Annotated in this window: 17 protein-coding genes; 2 read left to right on the top strand and 15 right to left on the bottom strand. The window is 73.4% G+C overall.

Translation table 11 applies throughout. The features are described 5' to 3' along the window. Nucleotides 1–124: 124 nt before the first annotated feature. The 12 genes from ACH4DX_RS00890 to ACH4DX_RS00835 form a co-directional block, all read right to left on the bottom strand. Entirely contained in the window at nucleotides 125–760 is a 636-nt protein-coding gene (locus ACH4DX_RS00890; protein WP_398118000.1) for a class F sortase, read from the bottom strand. A gap of 70 nt (nucleotides 761–830) precedes the next feature. Further along, nucleotides 831–1,370 (bottom strand): hypothetical protein, encoded by a 540-nt coding sequence (locus tag ACH4DX_RS00885; protein ID WP_398153511.1) that lies wholly within the window; start codon nucleotides 1,368–1,370, stop codon nucleotides 831–833. A gap of 79 nt (nucleotides 1,371–1,449) precedes the next feature. Then, a complete protein-coding gene (locus tag ACH4DX_RS00880; RefSeq protein WP_398116572.1) occupies nucleotides 1,450–2,229 on the bottom strand; it encodes an HAD-IIA family hydrolase in 780 nt (259 codons plus the stop codon). A gap of 106 nt (nucleotides 2,230–2,335) precedes the next feature. After that, complete coding sequence (locus ACH4DX_RS00875) at nucleotides 2,336–3,406, bottom strand: 2-aminoethylphosphonate ABC transporter substrate-binding protein (protein ID WP_398116571.1); 1,071 nt, start codon at nucleotides 3,404–3,406, stop codon at nucleotides 2,336–2,338. 59 nt (nucleotides 3,407–3,465) lie between these two features. Further along, nucleotides 3,466–4,293 (bottom strand): ABC transporter permease, encoded by an 828-nt coding sequence (locus ACH4DX_RS00870; protein WP_398116569.1) that lies wholly within the window; start codon nucleotides 4,291–4,293, stop codon nucleotides 3,466–3,468. Further along, entirely contained in the window at nucleotides 4,280–5,275 is a 996-nt protein-coding gene (locus tag ACH4DX_RS00865; RefSeq protein WP_398153510.1) for a 2-aminoethylphosphonate ABC transporter permease subunit, read from the bottom strand. Before ACH4DX_RS00865 ends, ACH4DX_RS00870 begins: the two co-directional genes overlap by 14 nt. Next, entirely contained in the window at nucleotides 5,268–6,329 is a 1,062-nt protein-coding gene (locus tag ACH4DX_RS00860) for an ABC transporter ATP-binding protein (protein ID WP_398116565.1), read from the bottom strand. The genes ACH4DX_RS00865 and ACH4DX_RS00860 overlap by 8 nt, the downstream gene beginning before the upstream one ends. Then, nucleotides 6,326–7,042 (bottom strand): phosphonatase-like hydrolase, encoded by a 717-nt coding sequence (locus ACH4DX_RS00855; RefSeq protein WP_398153509.1) that lies wholly within the window; start codon nucleotides 7,040–7,042, stop codon nucleotides 6,326–6,328. Before ACH4DX_RS00855 ends, ACH4DX_RS00860 begins: the two co-directional genes overlap by 4 nt. After that, nucleotides 7,036–8,157, bottom strand: a complete 1,122-nt coding sequence (locus ACH4DX_RS00850) for a TIGR03364 family FAD-dependent oxidoreductase (protein WP_398153508.1) — start codon at nucleotides 8,155–8,157, stop codon at nucleotides 7,036–7,038. The genes ACH4DX_RS00855 and ACH4DX_RS00850 overlap by 7 nt, the downstream gene beginning before the upstream one ends. A gap of 141 nt (nucleotides 8,158–8,298) precedes the next feature. Continuing rightward, nucleotides 8,299–9,096 carry a GntR family transcriptional regulator gene (locus ACH4DX_RS00845; RefSeq protein ID WP_398116560.1) on the bottom strand — a complete coding sequence of 266 codons (798 nt, stop codon included), beginning with the start codon at nucleotides 9,094–9,096 and terminating at the stop codon, nucleotides 8,299–8,301. 109 nt (nucleotides 9,097–9,205) lie between these two features. After that, complete coding sequence (locus ACH4DX_RS00840; protein WP_398153507.1) at nucleotides 9,206–10,024, bottom strand: hypothetical protein; 819 nt, start codon at nucleotides 10,022–10,024, stop codon at nucleotides 9,206–9,208. A 207-nt stretch (nucleotides 10,025–10,231) separates the two neighbouring features. Next, nucleotides 10,232–11,578 (bottom strand): ROK family transcriptional regulator, encoded by a 1,347-nt coding sequence (locus tag ACH4DX_RS00835; RefSeq protein WP_398153506.1) that lies wholly within the window; start codon nucleotides 11,576–11,578, stop codon nucleotides 10,232–10,234. A gap of 56 nt (nucleotides 11,579–11,634) precedes the next feature. On the opposite strand from ACH4DX_RS00835, the gene ACH4DX_RS00830 reads away from it, so the two are divergent. Both ACH4DX_RS00830 and ACH4DX_RS00825 read left to right on the top strand, forming a co-directional pair. After that, nucleotides 11,635–12,732 (top strand): Gfo/Idh/MocA family oxidoreductase, encoded by a 1,098-nt coding sequence (locus ACH4DX_RS00830; protein ID WP_398153505.1) that lies wholly within the window; start codon nucleotides 11,635–11,637, stop codon nucleotides 12,730–12,732. Nucleotides 12,733–12,821: 89 nt separating this feature from the next. Next, complete coding sequence (locus ACH4DX_RS00825; RefSeq protein ID WP_398154145.1) at nucleotides 12,822–13,271, top strand: heme-degrading domain-containing protein; 450 nt, start codon at nucleotides 12,822–12,824, stop codon at nucleotides 13,269–13,271. Nucleotides 13,272–13,370: 99 nt separating this feature from the next. Here ACH4DX_RS00825 and ACH4DX_RS00820 read toward each other — a convergent pair whose 3' ends face one another. The 3 genes from ACH4DX_RS00820 to ACH4DX_RS00810 all read right to left on the bottom strand — a co-directional run bounded on the left by ACH4DX_RS00820 (nucleotide 13,371) and on the right by ACH4DX_RS00810 (nucleotide 17,026). Next, nucleotides 13,371–15,065, bottom strand: a complete 1,695-nt coding sequence (locus tag ACH4DX_RS00820) for a choice-of-anchor A family protein (protein ID WP_398153504.1) — start codon at nucleotides 15,063–15,065, stop codon at nucleotides 13,371–13,373. 154 nt (nucleotides 15,066–15,219) lie between these two features. Continuing rightward, a complete protein-coding gene (locus tag ACH4DX_RS00815; protein WP_398116551.1) occupies nucleotides 15,220–16,089 on the bottom strand; it encodes a fumarylacetoacetate hydrolase family protein in 870 nt (289 codons plus the stop codon). Between the two features lie 154 nt (nucleotides 16,090–16,243). Further along, a complete protein-coding gene (locus ACH4DX_RS00810; protein WP_398116549.1) occupies nucleotides 16,244–17,026 on the bottom strand; it encodes a YidC/Oxa1 family membrane protein insertase in 783 nt (260 codons plus the stop codon). Between the last annotated feature and the right edge of the window lie 117 nt (nucleotides 17,027–17,143).

Genomic DNA, 17,143 nt, shown 5'->3' with positions numbered 1-17,143 from the left:
GTCGAGGACCGGCCCGGTCGACGACTCCGGGGGGAGCGGATCGCCGGCCGGGCCAGGTCTCGCCCTGGCCCCAGTGCTCCTAGGACGCCTGGTACGCGTAGGACACCTGGTACGCGTACGACACCTAGTACGCCTGGTACTCCTCCACGCCGGTGAGGTAGGCGGAGACGACGACGTTCGCCGAGTAGGTGCGGTTCACCCGGTCGAAGGCGCCGCCGCAGGTGATCAGGCGCAGCTCGGCCCGGCCCCGCTCCCGGGGCCCGTACGCCGCCCGCGCGTTGAAGCCGTCCCGTCCGATGACCCGGACGTCGTCCACCGTGAACTCGGCGACCGAGCCGTCGTCCCTGCTCACGCGCACCTTCGCGCCGGGGCGCAGGGTGCTGAGGCGGTAGAAGACGGCGGGCTCGCGCTCGGTGTCCACATGCCCGACGAACAGGGATGTGCCCACGGCGCCGGGCCGTACCCCGCCGCCGTACCAGCCGACGGTGCCCGCCGTGGTGTACGCGGGCGGGGCGATGGACCCGTCGGCGTCCAGGCCCTGCGCGACGACGGGCGCCCGTACGCCGAGCGTGGGGACCTCGACGTGCTCCGGGCGTGCGGCGGCGAGCGGCTCGCGCGGGGGCGGCAGCTCGACGCCGCCGGGGCGGCCCACCGCCGCGACGTCGCCGGTGGTCGGGCCGGACAGGCCGCCGCGTACGTCGGTGATGTCGTCGCCCCACAGCCACATGCCGACGAGCAGCAGGGCCCAGACGACGCCCATGGCGAGGCGGCCGTGGCCGCCGGAGCCGCGCGGGCGCGGAGTGGTCCCCCGATCCGGGCTCGTCACGGTGTCACTCCGGGCGTCGCCGGCGGATGCTGCGCAGGGCCACGGCGACGGCCGCGGCACCGGCGAGCACCAGGCCGACGACGGCGTGCCGGGTGCCGGGTCCCGCCTCGTCGGCGACGGCCGCCGTCGGGGTGAGCGGGACGGCGCCACCGCCGCCCGCGCGCACCGGTGCGGTGGGGGTCGGCCGGGCGGTGGTCACCCGCACCGTGCCGACGCCCTGGTGCGGGTGGCCGTCGCAGGTCACCGTGATCTCGTACGTGCCCGTGACGCCCTCGCGGACGCGGGTCGTCCCCGACAGGGTCCTGCCGCCCTGTCCGGTCAGCTCCGCGTCCTTGGCGAAGGCCCCGGAACCGGCCGCACCGGTGCTGCCCGCGCAGCCCGTGACCCGCACCTCGACCCGTGCGCCCGGGGCGGTGCTCGCCGGTGTGACGCGGGCCTCGACCTGGTCCTGGTCGTGGGCTCCCGCCGGAGCGGGGGTCCCGGCCAGCACGGCCGCGAGGACTGCGGCTCCCGCGCTACGCACGGCGAGCAAACGTATGCACATCGTGAACCTCCTGTACCCAGGTTCACGCCCCGCCGCGCATTCCGCATCCCGGCCAGAGGGGCGCCCCGTCGGGGCCGCGTCAGACGCGATCGACGAGGTCCGCGATGGAGTCGACGACGTTGGAGGGGCGGAACGGGTAGCGGTCGATGTCGGCGCGGGTGGTGAGCCCGGTGAGGACGAGGAAGGTCTCCATCCCGGCTTCCAGTCCGGCGAGGACATCCGTGTCCATGCGGTCACCGATCATCGCGCTGCTCTCCGAGTGCGCCCCGATCGCGTTCAGACCCGTCCGCATCATCAGCGGGTTCGGCTTGCCCGCGAAGTAGGGCTGCTTGCCGGTGGCCTTGGTGATCAGGGCGGCGACGGCCCCGGTCGCGGGCAGCGGGCCCTCCGTGGAGGGTCCGGTCTCGTCGGGGTTGGTGCAGATGAAGCGGGCGCCGCCGTTGATGAGCCGGACGGCCTTGGTCATGGCTTCGAAGCTGTAGGTGCGGGTCTCGCCGAGGACCACGTAGTCCGGCGCGTGGTCGGTCAGGACGTAGCCGATGTCGTGCAGCGCCGTGGTCAGGCCCGCCTCGCCGATGACGTACGCGGTGCCGCCCGGACGCTGGTCGTCGAGGAACTTGGCGGTGGCGAGCGCCGAGGTCCAGATGTTGTCCACGGGCACTTCGAGGCCCATGCGGGTCAGCCGGGCCTGGAGGTCACGGGCGGTGTAGATGGAGTTGTTCGTCAGGACCAGGAACGGCTTGCCGGACTCGCGCAGCTTCTTGATGAACGCGTCGGCGCCGGGGATCGGGACGCCTTCGTGGATGAGTACGCCGTCCATGTCGGTGAGCCACGATTCGATGGGCTTGCGCTCTGCCATGGGGTGCACTCCTGCGGTCTGCGCGAACTGGGGCTGGGGGCGCCGGGACGACGCTGTGCCGACGCCCCCAGAGTAATCATGAAGCGGTGATCTTCACCCCGTCCGCTCAGCTGCCGGTGGCCGCCTTCCAGTCCTCGACGTACGAGGTGAGGTTCTCGGAGATGTCGGCCCAGTCGGGTTCGAAGACCTCGACGCCGTCCATGAGCTTGTCGAGGGCGATGGCGTTGGCGTCGGTGGCCTTGATGTCCTTGCGCGCGGCGAAGCCCCCGCCGACCTCGCTGACCTGCTGCTGGGCCTTCCGGCTGAGCAGGAAGTCGAGGAACTTCCTGGCGTTGGCGTCGTGCGGTGCCTTGGCGAGAAGGCCGGCGGCGTAGGGCAGCGCGAAGGTGGTGGGCTTCTTGCCCTGCTTCGCCGGGAACCAGATGCCGAGGTTCGGCATGTCCTTGGACTGGGCGTAGTTCATCTGCACGTCGCCGTTGGCGACGAGCAGTTCGCCCTTGTCGACCTTGGGGGCCAGTTTGCCGGTGGACGCGGACGGGCCGACGTTGTTGGACTGGAGCTTCTCCAGGTACTTCATGGCGGGCTCCTTGCCGCCGAAGTCGTGCATCGCCTTGATGAGGACGGCGGTGCCGTCGCCCGCGACACCGGGCGTGGAGTACTGGAGCTTGTTCTTGTACGAGCCCTCCGTCAGCTCGTCCCAGGTCCTCGGCGCCTTGTCGCCGCCCAGTTCCTTCTTGTTGTAGATGAACCCGAAGTAGTTGTTCACCACCGAGGTCCACTTGCCGTCGGGGGCCTTGTTCGCGCCGTCGACGTGCTGGGAGCCCTCGGGCTCGTACGCCTTGAGCAGGCCCTTCTCGTCGGCCTGCTGGATGAACGGCGGGAGCGTGACGATGACGTCGGCCTGGGTGTTGGACTTCTCGCGGACGGCGCGCTGCACCATCTCGCCGGAGCCGCCCTCGACGTACTTGACCTTGATGCCGGTCTTCTTCTCGAAGTCCTCGAAGACCTTGTCGTACCAGCCGTCGCCGTTCTCGCCCTTGAGGCCGTCGGCGCTGTAGACGGTGACGACCTTGGCGTCGGACGCGGCGGAGTCGCCGCCGCAGGCGGTGAGGGTCGTGGTCAGGAGGGCGCAGCCGCCGACGGCGGCGAGCGTGCGGACGGGGATGACGGTGCGCATGACGTGTCGTACTCCTTGCGGTGATGTACGGGATTCGGGGGGGACGGCGGTCGGGACGGTCAGCGGTAGGAGGCGCGGGTGCGGATGCGGGACACCGCGAACAGGACGAGCAGGGTCGCGCCCATGAGGACCACCGCGAGGGCGGCGCCGGTGAAGGTGGCCCCGCGGTCGGTGGCCGCGTAGATGCGGACGGGCAGCGGGGTCCAGTCCGGCGGGTAGAGCATCATGGTGGCGCTCAGCTCGCCCATGGACAGGGCGAAGCAGAGCCCGGCGGCGGCGGTGAGCGACGGCAGCAGCAGCGGCAGCTTCACCCGCCACAGGACGTACGCGGGCCGGGCGCCGAGGGACGCCGCGGCCTGCTCGTACGCCGGGTCGAGACGCAGGATGGCGGCGGAGACCGACTGGTAGGCGAACGCCGTGACAAGAATGGCGTGCGCGAGGACGACGATCGTGGACGTGCCGTTGAGGATCACCGGTGGCTTGCTGAAGGCGACGAGGACCGCGAGGCCCACCACCACCGACGGTACGGCGACGGGCATGATGAACAGGGCGTCCAGGACCCGCCCGCACCCCCGCGAGAGCCGTGAGGTGCCCTCCCCGCGCCGCTTCAGGGCGGCGGCGCCGAGGGCGGCCCAGGTGCCCGCGGCCAGCGCGATCAGGCTGGCGCCGAGCGCGGTGAGCAGGCTGGTGGTGAGGGCCTGGAGGGATTCGCCGCGGGTGGCGGCGGAGTAGTGCTCGGCGGTGAGGTCGGAGGGGAACGCCCCCGACCAGTGCCCGGCGAACGACGCCGCGACGATCACGAGCAGCGGCAGCGCGAACAGCGGCAGGAACAGGACGAAGAAGACCGCCCAGGTCGCCCACTTGCCCTTGCGGCTATGCACCAGCACGGCGGCTCACCACCCGGTAGAGGCCGTAGAGGCCCACGGAGATCACGATGTTGACGACGGCGACGACGCAGGCCGCTGGGTAGTCGGACTCCAGCATCGCCTTGCTGTAGACGAGCATCGGCAGGGTCGTGACGTCCTTGGCGCCGGTGAACAGGACGATCCCGAACTCGTTCAGGCACATCACCAGGACCAGGCTGCCGCCGGCGGCGAGCGCGGGCAGCGCCTCGGGCAGGATGACCTTCCGCACGACCCGCAGGGGCCGCGCCCCCAAGGAGGAGGCGACCTCCAGCTGGGCCGTGTCGATCTGGGAGAACGCGGCGAGCAGCGGCCGCATCACGAACGGCGTGAAGTACGTGACCTCGGCGAGCAGCACCCCCCAGGGCGTGGTCAGGAACTGGAAGGGACCGTCACCGGACGTCCCCGTGGCATCCGTCCACAGCCCGTTGGCCATGCCCTTGGTGCCGTAGACGAACAGCAGCGCGAGGGTGATCAGGAACGAGGGGAAGGACAGGAACACGTCGATGAACCGGGCCACGGCCTTCCCGCCGGGGAACGGCACGAACGCGATGATCAGCGCCAGCGCGAACCCGAGCACCAGACAGCCCACGGTCGCCCCGACGGCCAGCCACACCGTCGTCCCGAGCGCTTCCCGGAACGAGGCGGACCCGAAGACGTCGGCGTACGGCTGGAGCGAGGTCCCGCCCTCATCGGGCCGCACGGACTGCTGCACGACGAGGGCGAGGGGGTAGAGGAACACGAGCCCGAGGAGGGCGACCGGGGGCAGGGCCCACACGAACGCGGGCACAGCACCACGCGGGCCCCCGGACCGCGGCCCCGGCTCCCGCTCCCGCGACCGCGGCCCCGGCTGCGGCTCGCGCCGCTCCTCCTGGGGGCAGTCGTCCCGCAGGGCGGGTTCCCGATCCTGAACCGCGGCCGAAGCCACCGGCCCGCCGTCACGCGGGCGCTCGGAAGGCTCACCCATCGGTCACTCCTGCGGCCAGCAGCACGGCGTCCTCCGGAGCGAAGTGCACCGTGACCCCACTGCCCAGCGCGGGCGGCTCCCGCAATTCCCGGACGTCGGCCTTCACGGAGTGCCCCGCGACATCGACGTACACCCGGTGCGTGGCACCACGCCACTGCACCTCGGTGACCGTCCCGTCGAGGGCGTTGGGCCCGGCCCCGAGCCCGACGAGATGCGGCCGCACGCACAGCGTGGCGGACACCCCGGCGGCCACGTCCCCGGTGTCCACCTTCACCTCGGCCCCGCCGAGGGACACCGACCCGGCCCCCACCGAGACCGGCAGGAGGTTGGCGTTGCCGACGAACGAGGCGGTGAAGGCGTTGCGGGGCGCCCGGTACAGCTCCTGCGGGGTCCCGCAGTCCTGCAACCGCGCCCGGTCCATCACGGCGATGCGGTCGGCGAGGGTGAGCGCCTCCACCTGGTCGTGGGTGACGTACAGGATCGACACCTCGGGCAACTCGCGGTGCAAGCGGGCGAGTTCGGCCAGCATCCCGGACCGCAGCTGCGCGTCGAGCGCGGACAGCGGCTCGTCGAGCAGCAGCACACCGGGCCGGATGGCCAGGGCGCGCGCGATGGCGACGCGCTGCTGCTGGCCGCCGGACAGCTCGCGCGGGTAGCGCTTGGCGTAGCCGCCCATGCCGGTCATCTCCAGGGCGTCGGCGACCCGCCCGGGGATCTCCGCCCTTCGGGCCTTCTGCGCCTTCAGGCCGAAGGCGACGTTCTCCTCGACCCGCAGGTGCGGGAACAGCGCGTACTGCTGGACGACCATGCCGATGCCGCGCCGGTGCGGCGGCAGCGCGGTGACGTCGCGGTCGCCGATGAACACCCGCCCGGAGGCGGGGCGCACGAACCCGGCGACGGTCCGCAGCGCGGTGGTCTTCCCGGACCCGGAGGGCCCGAGGAGCGCCATGACCTCACCGGGCTCGACGGTCAGGTCGAAGCGGTCGAGGACGGTGTTCTCGCCGTGCCTGCCGTACGCGACCGACACCGAGTCGAAGCGTATGCCGCTGCTCATCGCGCGGAGCCCCGAAGGAGCGCGGGCAGTTCGGCCACCGAGCCGAGGACGTGGGTGGCCCCGGCGTCCGCGAGCGCGGCCGCGTCGTGGGCGCCGGTGAGGACACCGGCGACGACTCCGGCCCCGGCGCGCACCCCGCTGAGCATGTCGTACGCGGTGTCACCGGCCACGGCGATCTCGTGCACGGAGTCCGCGGCGCCGGTGCGCAGGAACGCGGCGAGGACCATGTCGGGGTGGGGCCGCCCGCGGCCGCCCGCGTCGGCGGGGCACAGGGTGAGGGCGACGAGGTCGCGCCAGCCGAGGGCGTCGAGGATGGCGTCCTGGGTGACGCGGGCGAAGCCGGTGCTCAGGACGACGGTCAGGCCGTCCGCCGTCAGCTCCTCGACGGCTTCCCGCGCTCCGGGTATCGGCGCGATCCGGCCGCCGTCCACCAGCTCCCCGTACGCCTTCTCGAAGGCCACGTTCGCCTGCTGGGCCCGCGCCTCGTCGCCGAACAGGTGCCGGAAGACGGAGATCTTCGACTCGCCCATGGTGGCGCGGACGTAGTCCAGCTTCTCGGCGTGGTCGGCGGAGCCCTCCTCGACGCCGAGTTCCCGCGCGGCGGCGGCGAAGGCCTGCTCGACCAGGCCGCCGTCGGCGACGGTGGTCCCGGCCATGTCGAGCACCACGAGGCGTGTGCTCCTGTGGGTGTTCCCGGTCAATTCCCTCACCATCCCAGCTCGTCGGCGGTCTTCTCGGCGATCGCGGGCGAGCACGTCATGCCGCGCCCGCCGGGCCCGGTGACCAGCCAGACCCCGTCGCGCACCTGCTCGCGGTGGACGACCCGGGCGGTGTCGACGCACTGCGCGTACACCCCGGCCCAGCGCCGCCTGATCTTCGGCAGCGGCCGCCCCAGGAAGCCCTCGACGACCTCGGTGAGGTGGTCGTAGGGGTCTTCGAGGGTGTCGAAGGCGAAGGGGTGCTCGTACTCGTGGGTGTCGCCGATGGTCAGTCCGCCGTCGGCGCGCTGCACCATGAGGAGCTGCATCCTGTGCGCGGCGGCGGTCGGTTCCTGCGCCTGACCGGCGTTGAGGTCGTCGAGCGCGGGCGACCTGTACGCCGGGTAGTAGCGGAAGCTGTCGGCGTCGGCGACGGAGGTGGTCAGCGGCTCGCCGAGCGGGGCGGTCTGCATCATCTGGAGCCGTACGCGGCGCACGGGCAGCTCGGGGGCCAGCTCGCGGACGAGTCCGCCGAGCCAGGCGCCGGTGCACAGGACGACGGCGTCGCCGGTGTGCACGTCGCCGTGGTCGTCGCGCACCGAGCCGGGCCCGACGACGTCGCGGACCTCGCGGCCGGGCAGGAAGGTGTAGCGCGGCGACCTCATCAGCTCCTCGCGCAGGTGCAGCTGTGCGGTGCGCGGTTCGACCGCGGCGTCCCGCTCGCACCACAGGGCGCCGGTGAACTCGCCGCGCAGCGCCGGGTTGAGGCCGCGGGCCTCGGCGGGGTCGAGCAGCTTGTAGCCGCGGGCCGCGGCGTCCGGGCGGGCGAGGGCGGCCTCGGCGACGGCCCGCTCGCGCTCGTTGCGTACGAGGGTCAGGGAGCCGTTGGCACGGAAGCCGAGCCCCGGTACGCGGGCACCGATCTCCTCCCACAGCTCGCGGGCCCGCAGCGCGGTGTCCAGCTCTTCGCCGCCCGCGCGGCCGCTGACCCATATCTGCCCGAAGTTGCGCAGCGACGCCCCGCGGGCCTCGCTCTCGCGCTCGATCTGTACGACCTCATGGCCGCGCTCCACTGCGTGCCAGGCGTGCATGGTTCCCACCACGCCGGCTCCTACGACGATGACTCTCACGTCGGCAACGCTCCTTTCGACGGATGACCCCGCGGGGCCCGGTCGGCAACGGGACGGTGAACGGACCGTCAAGCTTGGACTAGACCCGTTACCATTCCTTAATCATGCGGGGGCGCTCCGGGTGCCGTGCGGGGGGGGGGGTCAGCTCTCGCCCGAGAGGTGCGCGGTGAAGGAGAACCGGTCGCCGCGGTAGAGGGTGCGCACGCGCTCGAGGGGCCGCCCCCCGGTGTCCCGCGACAGGCGGTGGATCAGGAGCATGGGCAGCGCGGGAGGCGTCCCGATGAGCAGCGCCTCGCGGGGCGTCGCGAGCACGGTCTCGATGCGTTCGTCGGCGTCGCCGAAGGGGATGCCGAGGCGGTCGCGCAGATAGGCGTAGAAGGACGAGTCGGGCTCGAAGTCCCGGTCGAGGCGCGGCACCCGGGCCACGGCCACGTAGGTGGACTCCAGGCCCACGCGCTCGTCGTCGGCGAGCAGGACGCGCTCCATGTGCCACACCGGTTCGCCGAGCGGTGTCCCTATGTCGGCCGCGAGCGCGGCCGGGCACGGGAAGCGGTCGAGGGAGATCAGGTTGCGGCCCGGGGTGCGGCCCTGCCTGCGGACGCCCTCGGTGTAGCTGGCGAGGGACAGGGGCTGCTCCAGCTTGGGCCCGGCGACCACGGTGCCGCGGCCCTGCCGGCGCAGCCGCCCTTCGAGCAGCAGCTCGCGCAGCGCCTGCCGGACGGTCTCCCGCGCGACCTCGTGGCGCTCGGCGAGATCGCGTTCGGTGGGCAGGGTCTGTCCGTCGCCGAGTTCGTCGATCAGCCCCGCGATGCGGGCCTTGACGGCGTAGTACTTCGGGATGCGCCCGTGCTCGGGGATGCCGGAGCGGATCGGGGCTCCCGGGGCCTGGTCGCGCAGGTGCTCGGGCGGGGCCGCGTGGGAGGTGTCGGGGTTGTCCACGGGCAGATGTTCGCACGTCGCGACAGCCGGAAGGCCGGGCCCGTACCGCCGGACTTGCTTCGGCTGGGGCGGCACGGGCACGGCCTTCGGGGGCGGCGGAACCGGCTGATCAGCGCCTTCTGGCCCGAAGGCGCCGAGATCCCACCACTAGGGCCACACCACCGAGGAGGACGGTGGCGGCCCCGAGCCCGGGCAGGTGGCCCGGGCCGGTCTTCGCGAGTTCGCCGGGGCCCCGGCCGGGTGGCCCGGCCGCCTCGACGATGTCGAACGCGTAGTCGTTGGACGTCCCCACCCAGTCGGAGTCGTCGGCGTGGCCGTCGTGCTCCGTGTGCCTGCGCACCACGGCGGCGCTCGCCACGACCCGGTCGGGCGCGGCGTCGGAGGTGAAGGCGAGGCGGACGTGGACGGTGACGGTGTGCCCGGGGCCGATGGTGAAGCCGGGGAACCCGCCGTCGGGCACGTCGGGGGTGCCGGGCGCGTCGGTGGCGCCCTGGGCGCCTGGGGCACCGGCCGCGCCACCGAGCACCCCGACGTTCTCGTCCCGGTCCGTCCGCACGAACCGCACCGGCCGCCTGCGCGACCCGTCGTCGAACTCCAGCTGGATCTGCCGGGGCCGCAGTTCCTTGCCCCGGTCCACGAGGACGATGACCGGGTGGACGTTCCCGCAGGTGTCGTCCGTGGCGTTGGTCAGCTCCACCGACCAGTCGCGGAAGCCGCCGCCGGGTTCGTAGGTGGCGGGCCCGCCGGTGATGCGGGTCGCGATCGGGAAGTCGTCCCCGGCCGCGGTGGCGCAGGTGGGCCGCAGGACGGCGGTCGCTCCGCTCTCCCCCGGCTGGTCGCCCGCGGCCGCCGCCACCCCGGCCGCGGCGGGCGCGAGGGTGACGGCGGCGACGGCGACGCCTGCCGCGAGAGAACTGCGAAGTCGCATGGGGAGCCCTTGCTGGCGACCGGACGCGCGAAGCCTCCGGAACGGCCGAACTGACGGCGGGGTATCGCCCGTTGAGGGGTCCGGCACACGGCCAGGAGCAACGGGGCGCGGCCCAGACCCTGCCACGCGTCCGCCGCCCGGCACAGGCCTCACCGCGCCCGGGAACCCGTTCGGCTTGCCGAATCCCCCCTAACAGCCGATTCGTCGTCAAGTCCGATTCGTCGTCAAGTCCGATTGGCGGGAAAAGGCGGGGAAGGCGACGCGCGCCCGGCCGAACAGCGGGGCGAGCACCAGCTGCGCCGCGCCCTCCGCGACCCCCCGGTCGCCGCCCGGGGCACCGAGCACCCCGACCGGCGTACGGGAGCCCTCGCGCCGGGTACGGCCGGAGACGACGGCGCCGACTCCGCGTACGAACAGGTCCTCGGCGGCGAAGACGGTGCGGCCGCCCAGCAGGACGAGGTCGATGTCGAGCAGCGCGACGAGGTTCCCCGCGGCGGTGCCGAGGACCCGCGCGGCCTCGTCGAGGTCGCCGCGCGCGACCGCCGCCAGGCACAGGGCCTCCACGCACCCGCGGTCGCCGCACCCGCACGGCGGCCCGTCGAGGCTGAGGACCTGGTGCCCGAACTCCCCGGCCCCCGTGCGGGCCCCCCGGTGCAGGTCGCCGCCGAGGACCAGGCCCGCGCCGAGGCCGGTCCCCAGGTGCAGATACGCGAACGACTCCGCGGCCCCGCCGAGGGCGAGCCCGAGCGCGGCGGCATTGGTGTCCTTGTCCACGGCCACCGGCAGCCCGAGCCGCGCGGCGAGCGCGTCCCGCAGCGGGTAGCCGTCCCACTCCGGGAACCCGGTGACCCGGTGCAGGACCCCGGCCTCGTGGTCGAGCGGCCCCGGCAGGGCCACTCCCACGCCGAGGACTGCCGGGGGCGCCGCTTCCGGGGCGGGCCCGTAGGGGCCGGTGGACCCGCCGCCCCCGGCCAACGCGCGCACCTCGTCCACGGCGGCCGCCACCACGGCGTCCGCGCCCGCCCCGAAGTCGAGTGGCGCCCGCCGCTCGGCGACCACCGCGCCGGTCAGGTCGGCGAGCACGGCGGTCAGCGCGTCCCGGTCCAGGTGCAGTCCGACCGCGTACCCGGCACCGGGCACGAGCCGCAGCACGGTCGCCGGTTTGCCGCCGGTGGACGCGCGCCGTCCGGCGTCGGCCACCAGGCCGTCCCCGCGAAGGCGCGCGACGATCTTGCTGACGGCCTGCGGGGTGAGCCCCGTACGCGCGGCAAGCTCCGGGCGGCTCACGCCTTCGGCGCCGCCGACCGCGGCACGGCGCAGCAGATCGAGCACGAGCGCCGCGTTGTGCCCGCGCAGCGCCCGGAGGTTCGCGCCGGTGCCCATGGAGGTGGCGGCACCGGAGGCGGTGCTGGCGCCGGAGGCGGTGCTCGCTGCGGAGGCGGTGCTGGCGCCGGTGGCGGTGGTGCTCGTGGCGGTAGCGGTGCTGGCGCCAGTGGCGGTGCTCGTGGCGGTGGCGGTGGCGGTCTCTGTGTGTCCGGTGGCCTCGCTGTTCACACCCCCATTGTCAGCACCGCTTGCACTTTGGCAACACCGTTGCCAAAGTGGAGGGCATGACTGAAGGCGACATGACCGAAGGCAAGAACGACCTCCGCGTGGGCCTGATCGGCTACGGCCTCGCGGGCTCCGTCTTCCACGCCCCCCTGATCGCCGCGACCGAGGGCCTCACCCTGGACACGGTCGTCACCTCGAACCCCGAGCGGCAGGCGCGGGCCAGGGCCGAGTTCGGCGCGGGGCTGCGCTGCGTGGCGGACGCCGACGAGCTGTGGGGCCGCGCGGACCAGCTCGACCTGATCGTCGTGGCGTCCCCGAACAAGACGCACGTGGCGCTCGCGACGGCCGCGCTCAAGGCGGGCCTGCCGGTCGTCGTGGACAAGCCCCTCGCGGGCACCGCCGCGGAGGCCCGCGAGCTCGCCGCCCTCGCGGACGAGCGCGGACTGCTCCTCTCGGTCTTCCAGAACCGCCGCTGGGACAACGACTTCCGTACGCTGCGCAAGCTCATCGGTGACGGCGGGCTCGGCGACGTGTGGCGCTTCGAGTCCCGCTTCGAGCGCTGGCGCCCTGAGCCCAAGGGCGGCTGGCGCGAGTCCGGCGACCCCGAGGAGATCGGCGGTCTGCTGTACGACCTGGGCAGCCACGTCGTCGACCAGGCCCTGGTCCTCTTCGGCCCCGCGGTCCGCGTGTACGCCGAGACGGACGTCCGCAGGGCGGGCGCGCAGGCCGACGACGACACGTTCGTCGCGATCACCCACGCCGGGGGCGTCCGCTCGCACCTGTACGTCAGCGCGACCACCGCGCAGCTCGGCCCCAGGTTCCGCGCCCTCGGCTCGTCGGCGGGCTATGTGAAGTACGGCCTCGACCCGCAGGAGGCCGCCCTGCGCGGCGGCGAGCGGCCCACCGCCGACGGCCCGTGGGGCGTGGAGCCCGAGTCGATGTGGGGCCGCGTCGGCGCCGGCGAGTCCCCGCTCACCGGCGGCGGCCGCCCCGAGCCCACCCTGCCGGGTGACTATCCCGCGTACTACGCCGCCGTGGCCGCCGCCCTGCGCGGCGAGGGCAACAACCCGGTCACCGCGCACGAGGCCGCCGCGGCGCTCGACGTCCTCGAAGCCGCGCGCCGCTCGGCGCGCGAGGGTGTGGCGGTGACGCTGTGAGCACCGGACCGATCTACCGGGCGTCCTCGGACACCCCCGCCGCCCCCTCCCCCACCGCGTCGGCCTCCGCCTCGGCGGCCGCGCCCTCCGTGGCCGAACTGGAGGAGCAGGAGCGGCGCCTGACGCTGCCCCGGTTCACCCACGACGACGCGTGGGCGCTCGGCTGCCTCCTCGTGGACATGGCGCGGGCGCGTCGGGCCCCGGTCGCCGTGGACATCCGGCGCGGTGGGCAGCGGCTCTTCCACGCCGCGCTGCCGGGGTCGGCCCCCGACAACGACGCCTGGATCGACCGCAAGCGCCGCGTCGTCGAGCGGTACGGTTGCTCCTCGTACCTGGTGGGCAGCAGGTTCCGGGCCAAGGGTTCGACGTTCGAGGAGTCCTCGCGCCTCGACCCCGACCGGTACGCGGCGCACGGCGGCGCGTTCCCGATCGCGGTCGAGGGCGTGGGCGTCATCGGCACCGTGGTCGTCTCGGGCCTCCCCCAGGTCGAGGACCACGCCCTGGTGGTGGCCGCCCTGGAGCGCTTCACCGCGTCCTGACGCCTTGCCGTCCGGGGCCGGGCGGGGCGGGCCGCAGCCCGGACCCGCCCGGTTCCTTCCGGTCCCTTCAGGTCCCTTCCGGGTCCTTCCGGGTCTGCCTCAGTCCGCCTGGTCCTGGGCGCGGCGGCGCACCATCACCACGAACCCGACGCCAGTACCGACCAGCGCCGCGGCGATCGCCCCTACCAGGGCGAGCTCACCCGACGAGGTGCCCGTGTGGGCCATCTCGTGGTGGCTCTTCGACGGGTGGGGGTGCGGATGCGGGTGTGGGTGCGGGTGCGGATGCGGGTGCGGGTGCGGGTGTGCCGATGACTTGGACGGGTCCGGGGTGGGCCGGGGGTCGTCGGTTTCCGAGGGGTCGGGGTCCGGGTCGGGGTCCGGGTCCGGGTCCGGCCAGTCGCTGTCCGAGGGGTCAGGATCCGGGTCGGGATCCGGGTCGGGGTCAGGGTCGTCACTGTCCGACGGGTCGGGGTCAGGGTCCGGGTCCGGGTCCGGGTCATCGCTGTCCGACGGATCCGGGCTCGGGTCGGGGTCCGGGTCATCGCTGTCCGACGGATCCGGGTCCGGGTCGTCACTGTCCGACGGATCGGGGTCCGGGTCGTCACTGTCCGACGGATCGGGGTCCGGGTCGTCACTGTCCGACGGATCGGGGTCCGGGTCGTCACTGTCCGACGGGTCCGGGCTCGGGTCCGGATCCGGATCGTCGCTGTCCGACGGATCCGGGCTCGGGTCCGGATCCGGGTCGTCGCTGTCCGACGGGTCCGGCGACGGCGAGGTGCACGACGGCAGGTCGCCGTTGAACGGGTACGCGTGGATCTCCTGGCCCCCGCCGCCATCGGTCCGCGAGGTGTGGGTCATCGAGCCCACCGTGAAGAAGCGCCCGTTCATCCCCGGCAGCGTCACCGTGGTCGCACTGCCCGGGGACCCCACGAGCACGCTGCCCTGGAACTGCCCGCTGCCCGCGAAGTTCATCGTCGTCGCGTCCGGCACGTTCCACAGCAGCCGCTCGCGCAGACCGTCCGGCAGGGCGCCGCTGTAGGTGCGGATCGTGCGCTCGGACCCCATGAGGTTGACGAGCACGGTGGCACCGGCGGGAATGTTCCTGAACGTGATGCCCTGGTCGCCGCCGCTCCTGCTGACCAGGTCGAAGTCGACGTTGAAGACCTGGAGATCGGACGTGCCGTCGCCGGTGAAGACGGTCTCGTAGCCGTTGTTGACCGCGGAGCCCGTGACCTCGCGGGGCTCGTCGCCGTCGTACGCGTAGCACTGGCTGGCAGCCGTGAGGCGGCCGGGCAGGGCGGCGTACTGGTCGCCCGCGTCCGGGTCCCTGACGGGCGTGGGGAACACCCGGCCGCTGAGCGTGCCCCCGTACCGGACGACGCCGTTGACGGAGCCCTCCTCCGCGAGCAGGCGCTGGCCGGGCGCGACCGTGAGGTCCCCGCCCGCGGTCAGGAAGTCCGAGCCGTTGGGCGGCGGCACCCGGGAGCCCACGCCCGCCACGCCCACGTTGTAGACCTGGGAGACCCCGGCGCGCTTGTTCATGTCGAAGTCGCCGAGCACGACGACCTTGCCCTCGGCCTCCGCGGCGGCCTCGCGCACGCGCATGGTCCCGCCGACGAAGATGTTGATGTTCTCGTCCCGGCCCGTCACGGGGCCGTTGTTCGCTTCCGGGTACGTGCCCGGGCAGGCCGCGCCCTTGCAGGGGCCGAGGCCGCCGGGCAGGGGGTCGGCGACTCCCTGCCCGGCCAGGCCGCCGACCACGGCGGCGGCCGCGACGGTGACGGCCGCCGCCACATACGCTGATCGTTTTCTTCGCATACACGGAAATATGCGTAATTAAGACAAAACTCATGGGAGACACGCTCACGGCTTCCCCCATTGGCCCGAAGAGGACTGCTCCCTGAGGGCGTGTCAGGCCCGCCACCGGCGCGCCGGCGCCCGGGAGGTGTCAGGCCCCCTTCAGCTCCTGCCGCTGTCGTCCGAGGCCGTCGATCTCCAGCTCCACCACGTCCCCGGCGCGCAGGAACGGCTTCGGCTCCGGCTGCCCGAGCGCGACCCCGGCCGGGGTGCCGGTGTTGATCACGTCGCCCGGGTACAGCGTCATGAACTGGCTGACGTACCGCACCACTTCCGCGACCGGGAAGATCTGCCGTGCCGTGGTCCCGTTCTGCTTCAGCTCGCCGTTGACCCACAGCCGCAGGCCGAGCGCCTGCGGGTCCGGCACCTCGTCGGCCGTGACCAGCCAGGGGCCGAGCGGGTTGAAGGTCTCGCAGTTCTTGCCCTTGTCCCAGGTGCCGCCGCGCTCGATCTGGAACTCGCGCTCGGACACGTCGTGCGCGACCGCGTACCCCGCCACGTGCGCGAGCGCCTGCTCGGCCGACTCCAGACAGCGCGCGGTGCGCCCGATGACGACGGCGAGCTCCACCTCCCAGTCGGTCTTCACCGAGCCGCGCGGCACCAGGACGGTGTCGTTCGGCCCGACGACGGTGTCGGCCGCCTTGAGGAAGACGACGGGCTCGGCGGGCGCCTCGGCGCCGGTCTCGGCGGCGTGGTCGTGGTAGTTCAGGCCGATGCACACGACCTTGCCCACGCGGGCGACCGGCGGCCCGATCCGCAGCCCGGCCGGGTCGAGCGCGGGCAGGGCGCCCCCGCCCCCGTCCCCGCCCGCGGCCGCGCGGACGCGGGCGAGCGCGGCGTCGTCGGCGAGCAGCGCCCCGTCGATGTCCGCGACCGTGCCGGACAGGTCGCGCAGGGTGCCCCCGGCGTCGAGCAGGGCCGGGCGCTCGGCGCCCGCCGTACCGACTCGCAGCAGCTTCATGGTGTGACTCCCTTGGTCGAGCTTGGCCCGGCCGATGGGTGCGGCCATCGGAGCTGAGGTTGGTCGATCCTCCAAGCTCGCAGTCCGCTCCACAAGACCCCGTTCACGTACTGGACCGTCACAAGCCCCGGGCACCGCCGCCTCGCGAGGTCCGTCACAGCACGGCCGCGGCCCCCATCGCCCCCGAACCCGTCGGCATGTCGCGGTAGAGGAAGGCCCGCTCGACCGCGCTCCAGGTCGTGCTGGTCACGACGTACAGCGCGGCGGCGAGAGGCACCACGGCGACAGTGAACAGGGTCATGAAGGACAGGAACGGCATGAACTTCGTCATCGCGGTCATCGCGGTCATCGCGGCCATGGCGCCCGCGCCGGGTGCCTGCTCGCCGCCGGGCGCGGCCGGCGGGTTCGCGGCCAGCTGTCGCTTCGTACGCCGGTAGTTGAAGGTCGCGACGGCGGTGACGAGGGCGAACAGCGCGAGATAGACGAGGCCCGGGGCGCCGAGGAGGCCGCCGTCGCCCAGTGCGTCCGCCCAGCGCCCGCCGAGCGGCGCCGTGAACAGCTTGTGGTCGAGCAGCTCGTTGGCCCTCCCGCCGATGTCGGAGCTGGAGAACAGGTGGTAGAGCAGGAAGAAGGCGGGCAGCTGGACGAGTCCCGGAAGGCATCCCGCCAGCGGTGACACCTGCTCCTTGCGGTGCAGTTCGAGGAGCGCCCGCTGGAACTTCTCCGGGTTCCTGGCGTGCTTGGCGCGCAGCGCGGCGATCTGCGGGGAGAGCATGGCGCGGGCCTTCTGGCCGCGGGCTGCGGCGCGGGACAGGGGGTGGACGAGCAGGCGTACGCAGGCGGTGACCAGGACGATGGCGGCGGCCGTCGCCCCGGTGGCGAAGAACGGTTCGAGCAGGTCCGCGAGGTCGGCGACCAGGCTGGCGAAGACGTACATGGGTGAGCCCTCCGGGGGTCTCGTCGTGCCGGAATGCCGCTGGGGCATGGGTGCGTCGGCATGACGACCCGCGTGGGGCCGGGCGCTCGGAAGAAGGGTGCTTCGAGGGTCGAGGGT

Origin of the sequence: Streptomyces sp. NPDC017940 (assembly GCF_044328435.1) — a bacterium.
GTDB lineage: Bacteria > Actinomycetota > Actinomycetes > Streptomycetales > Streptomycetaceae > Streptomyces.
The sequence above is the reverse complement of the archived record's forward strand: the minus strand, read 5'-3'. Positions and strand labels throughout refer to the sequence as shown.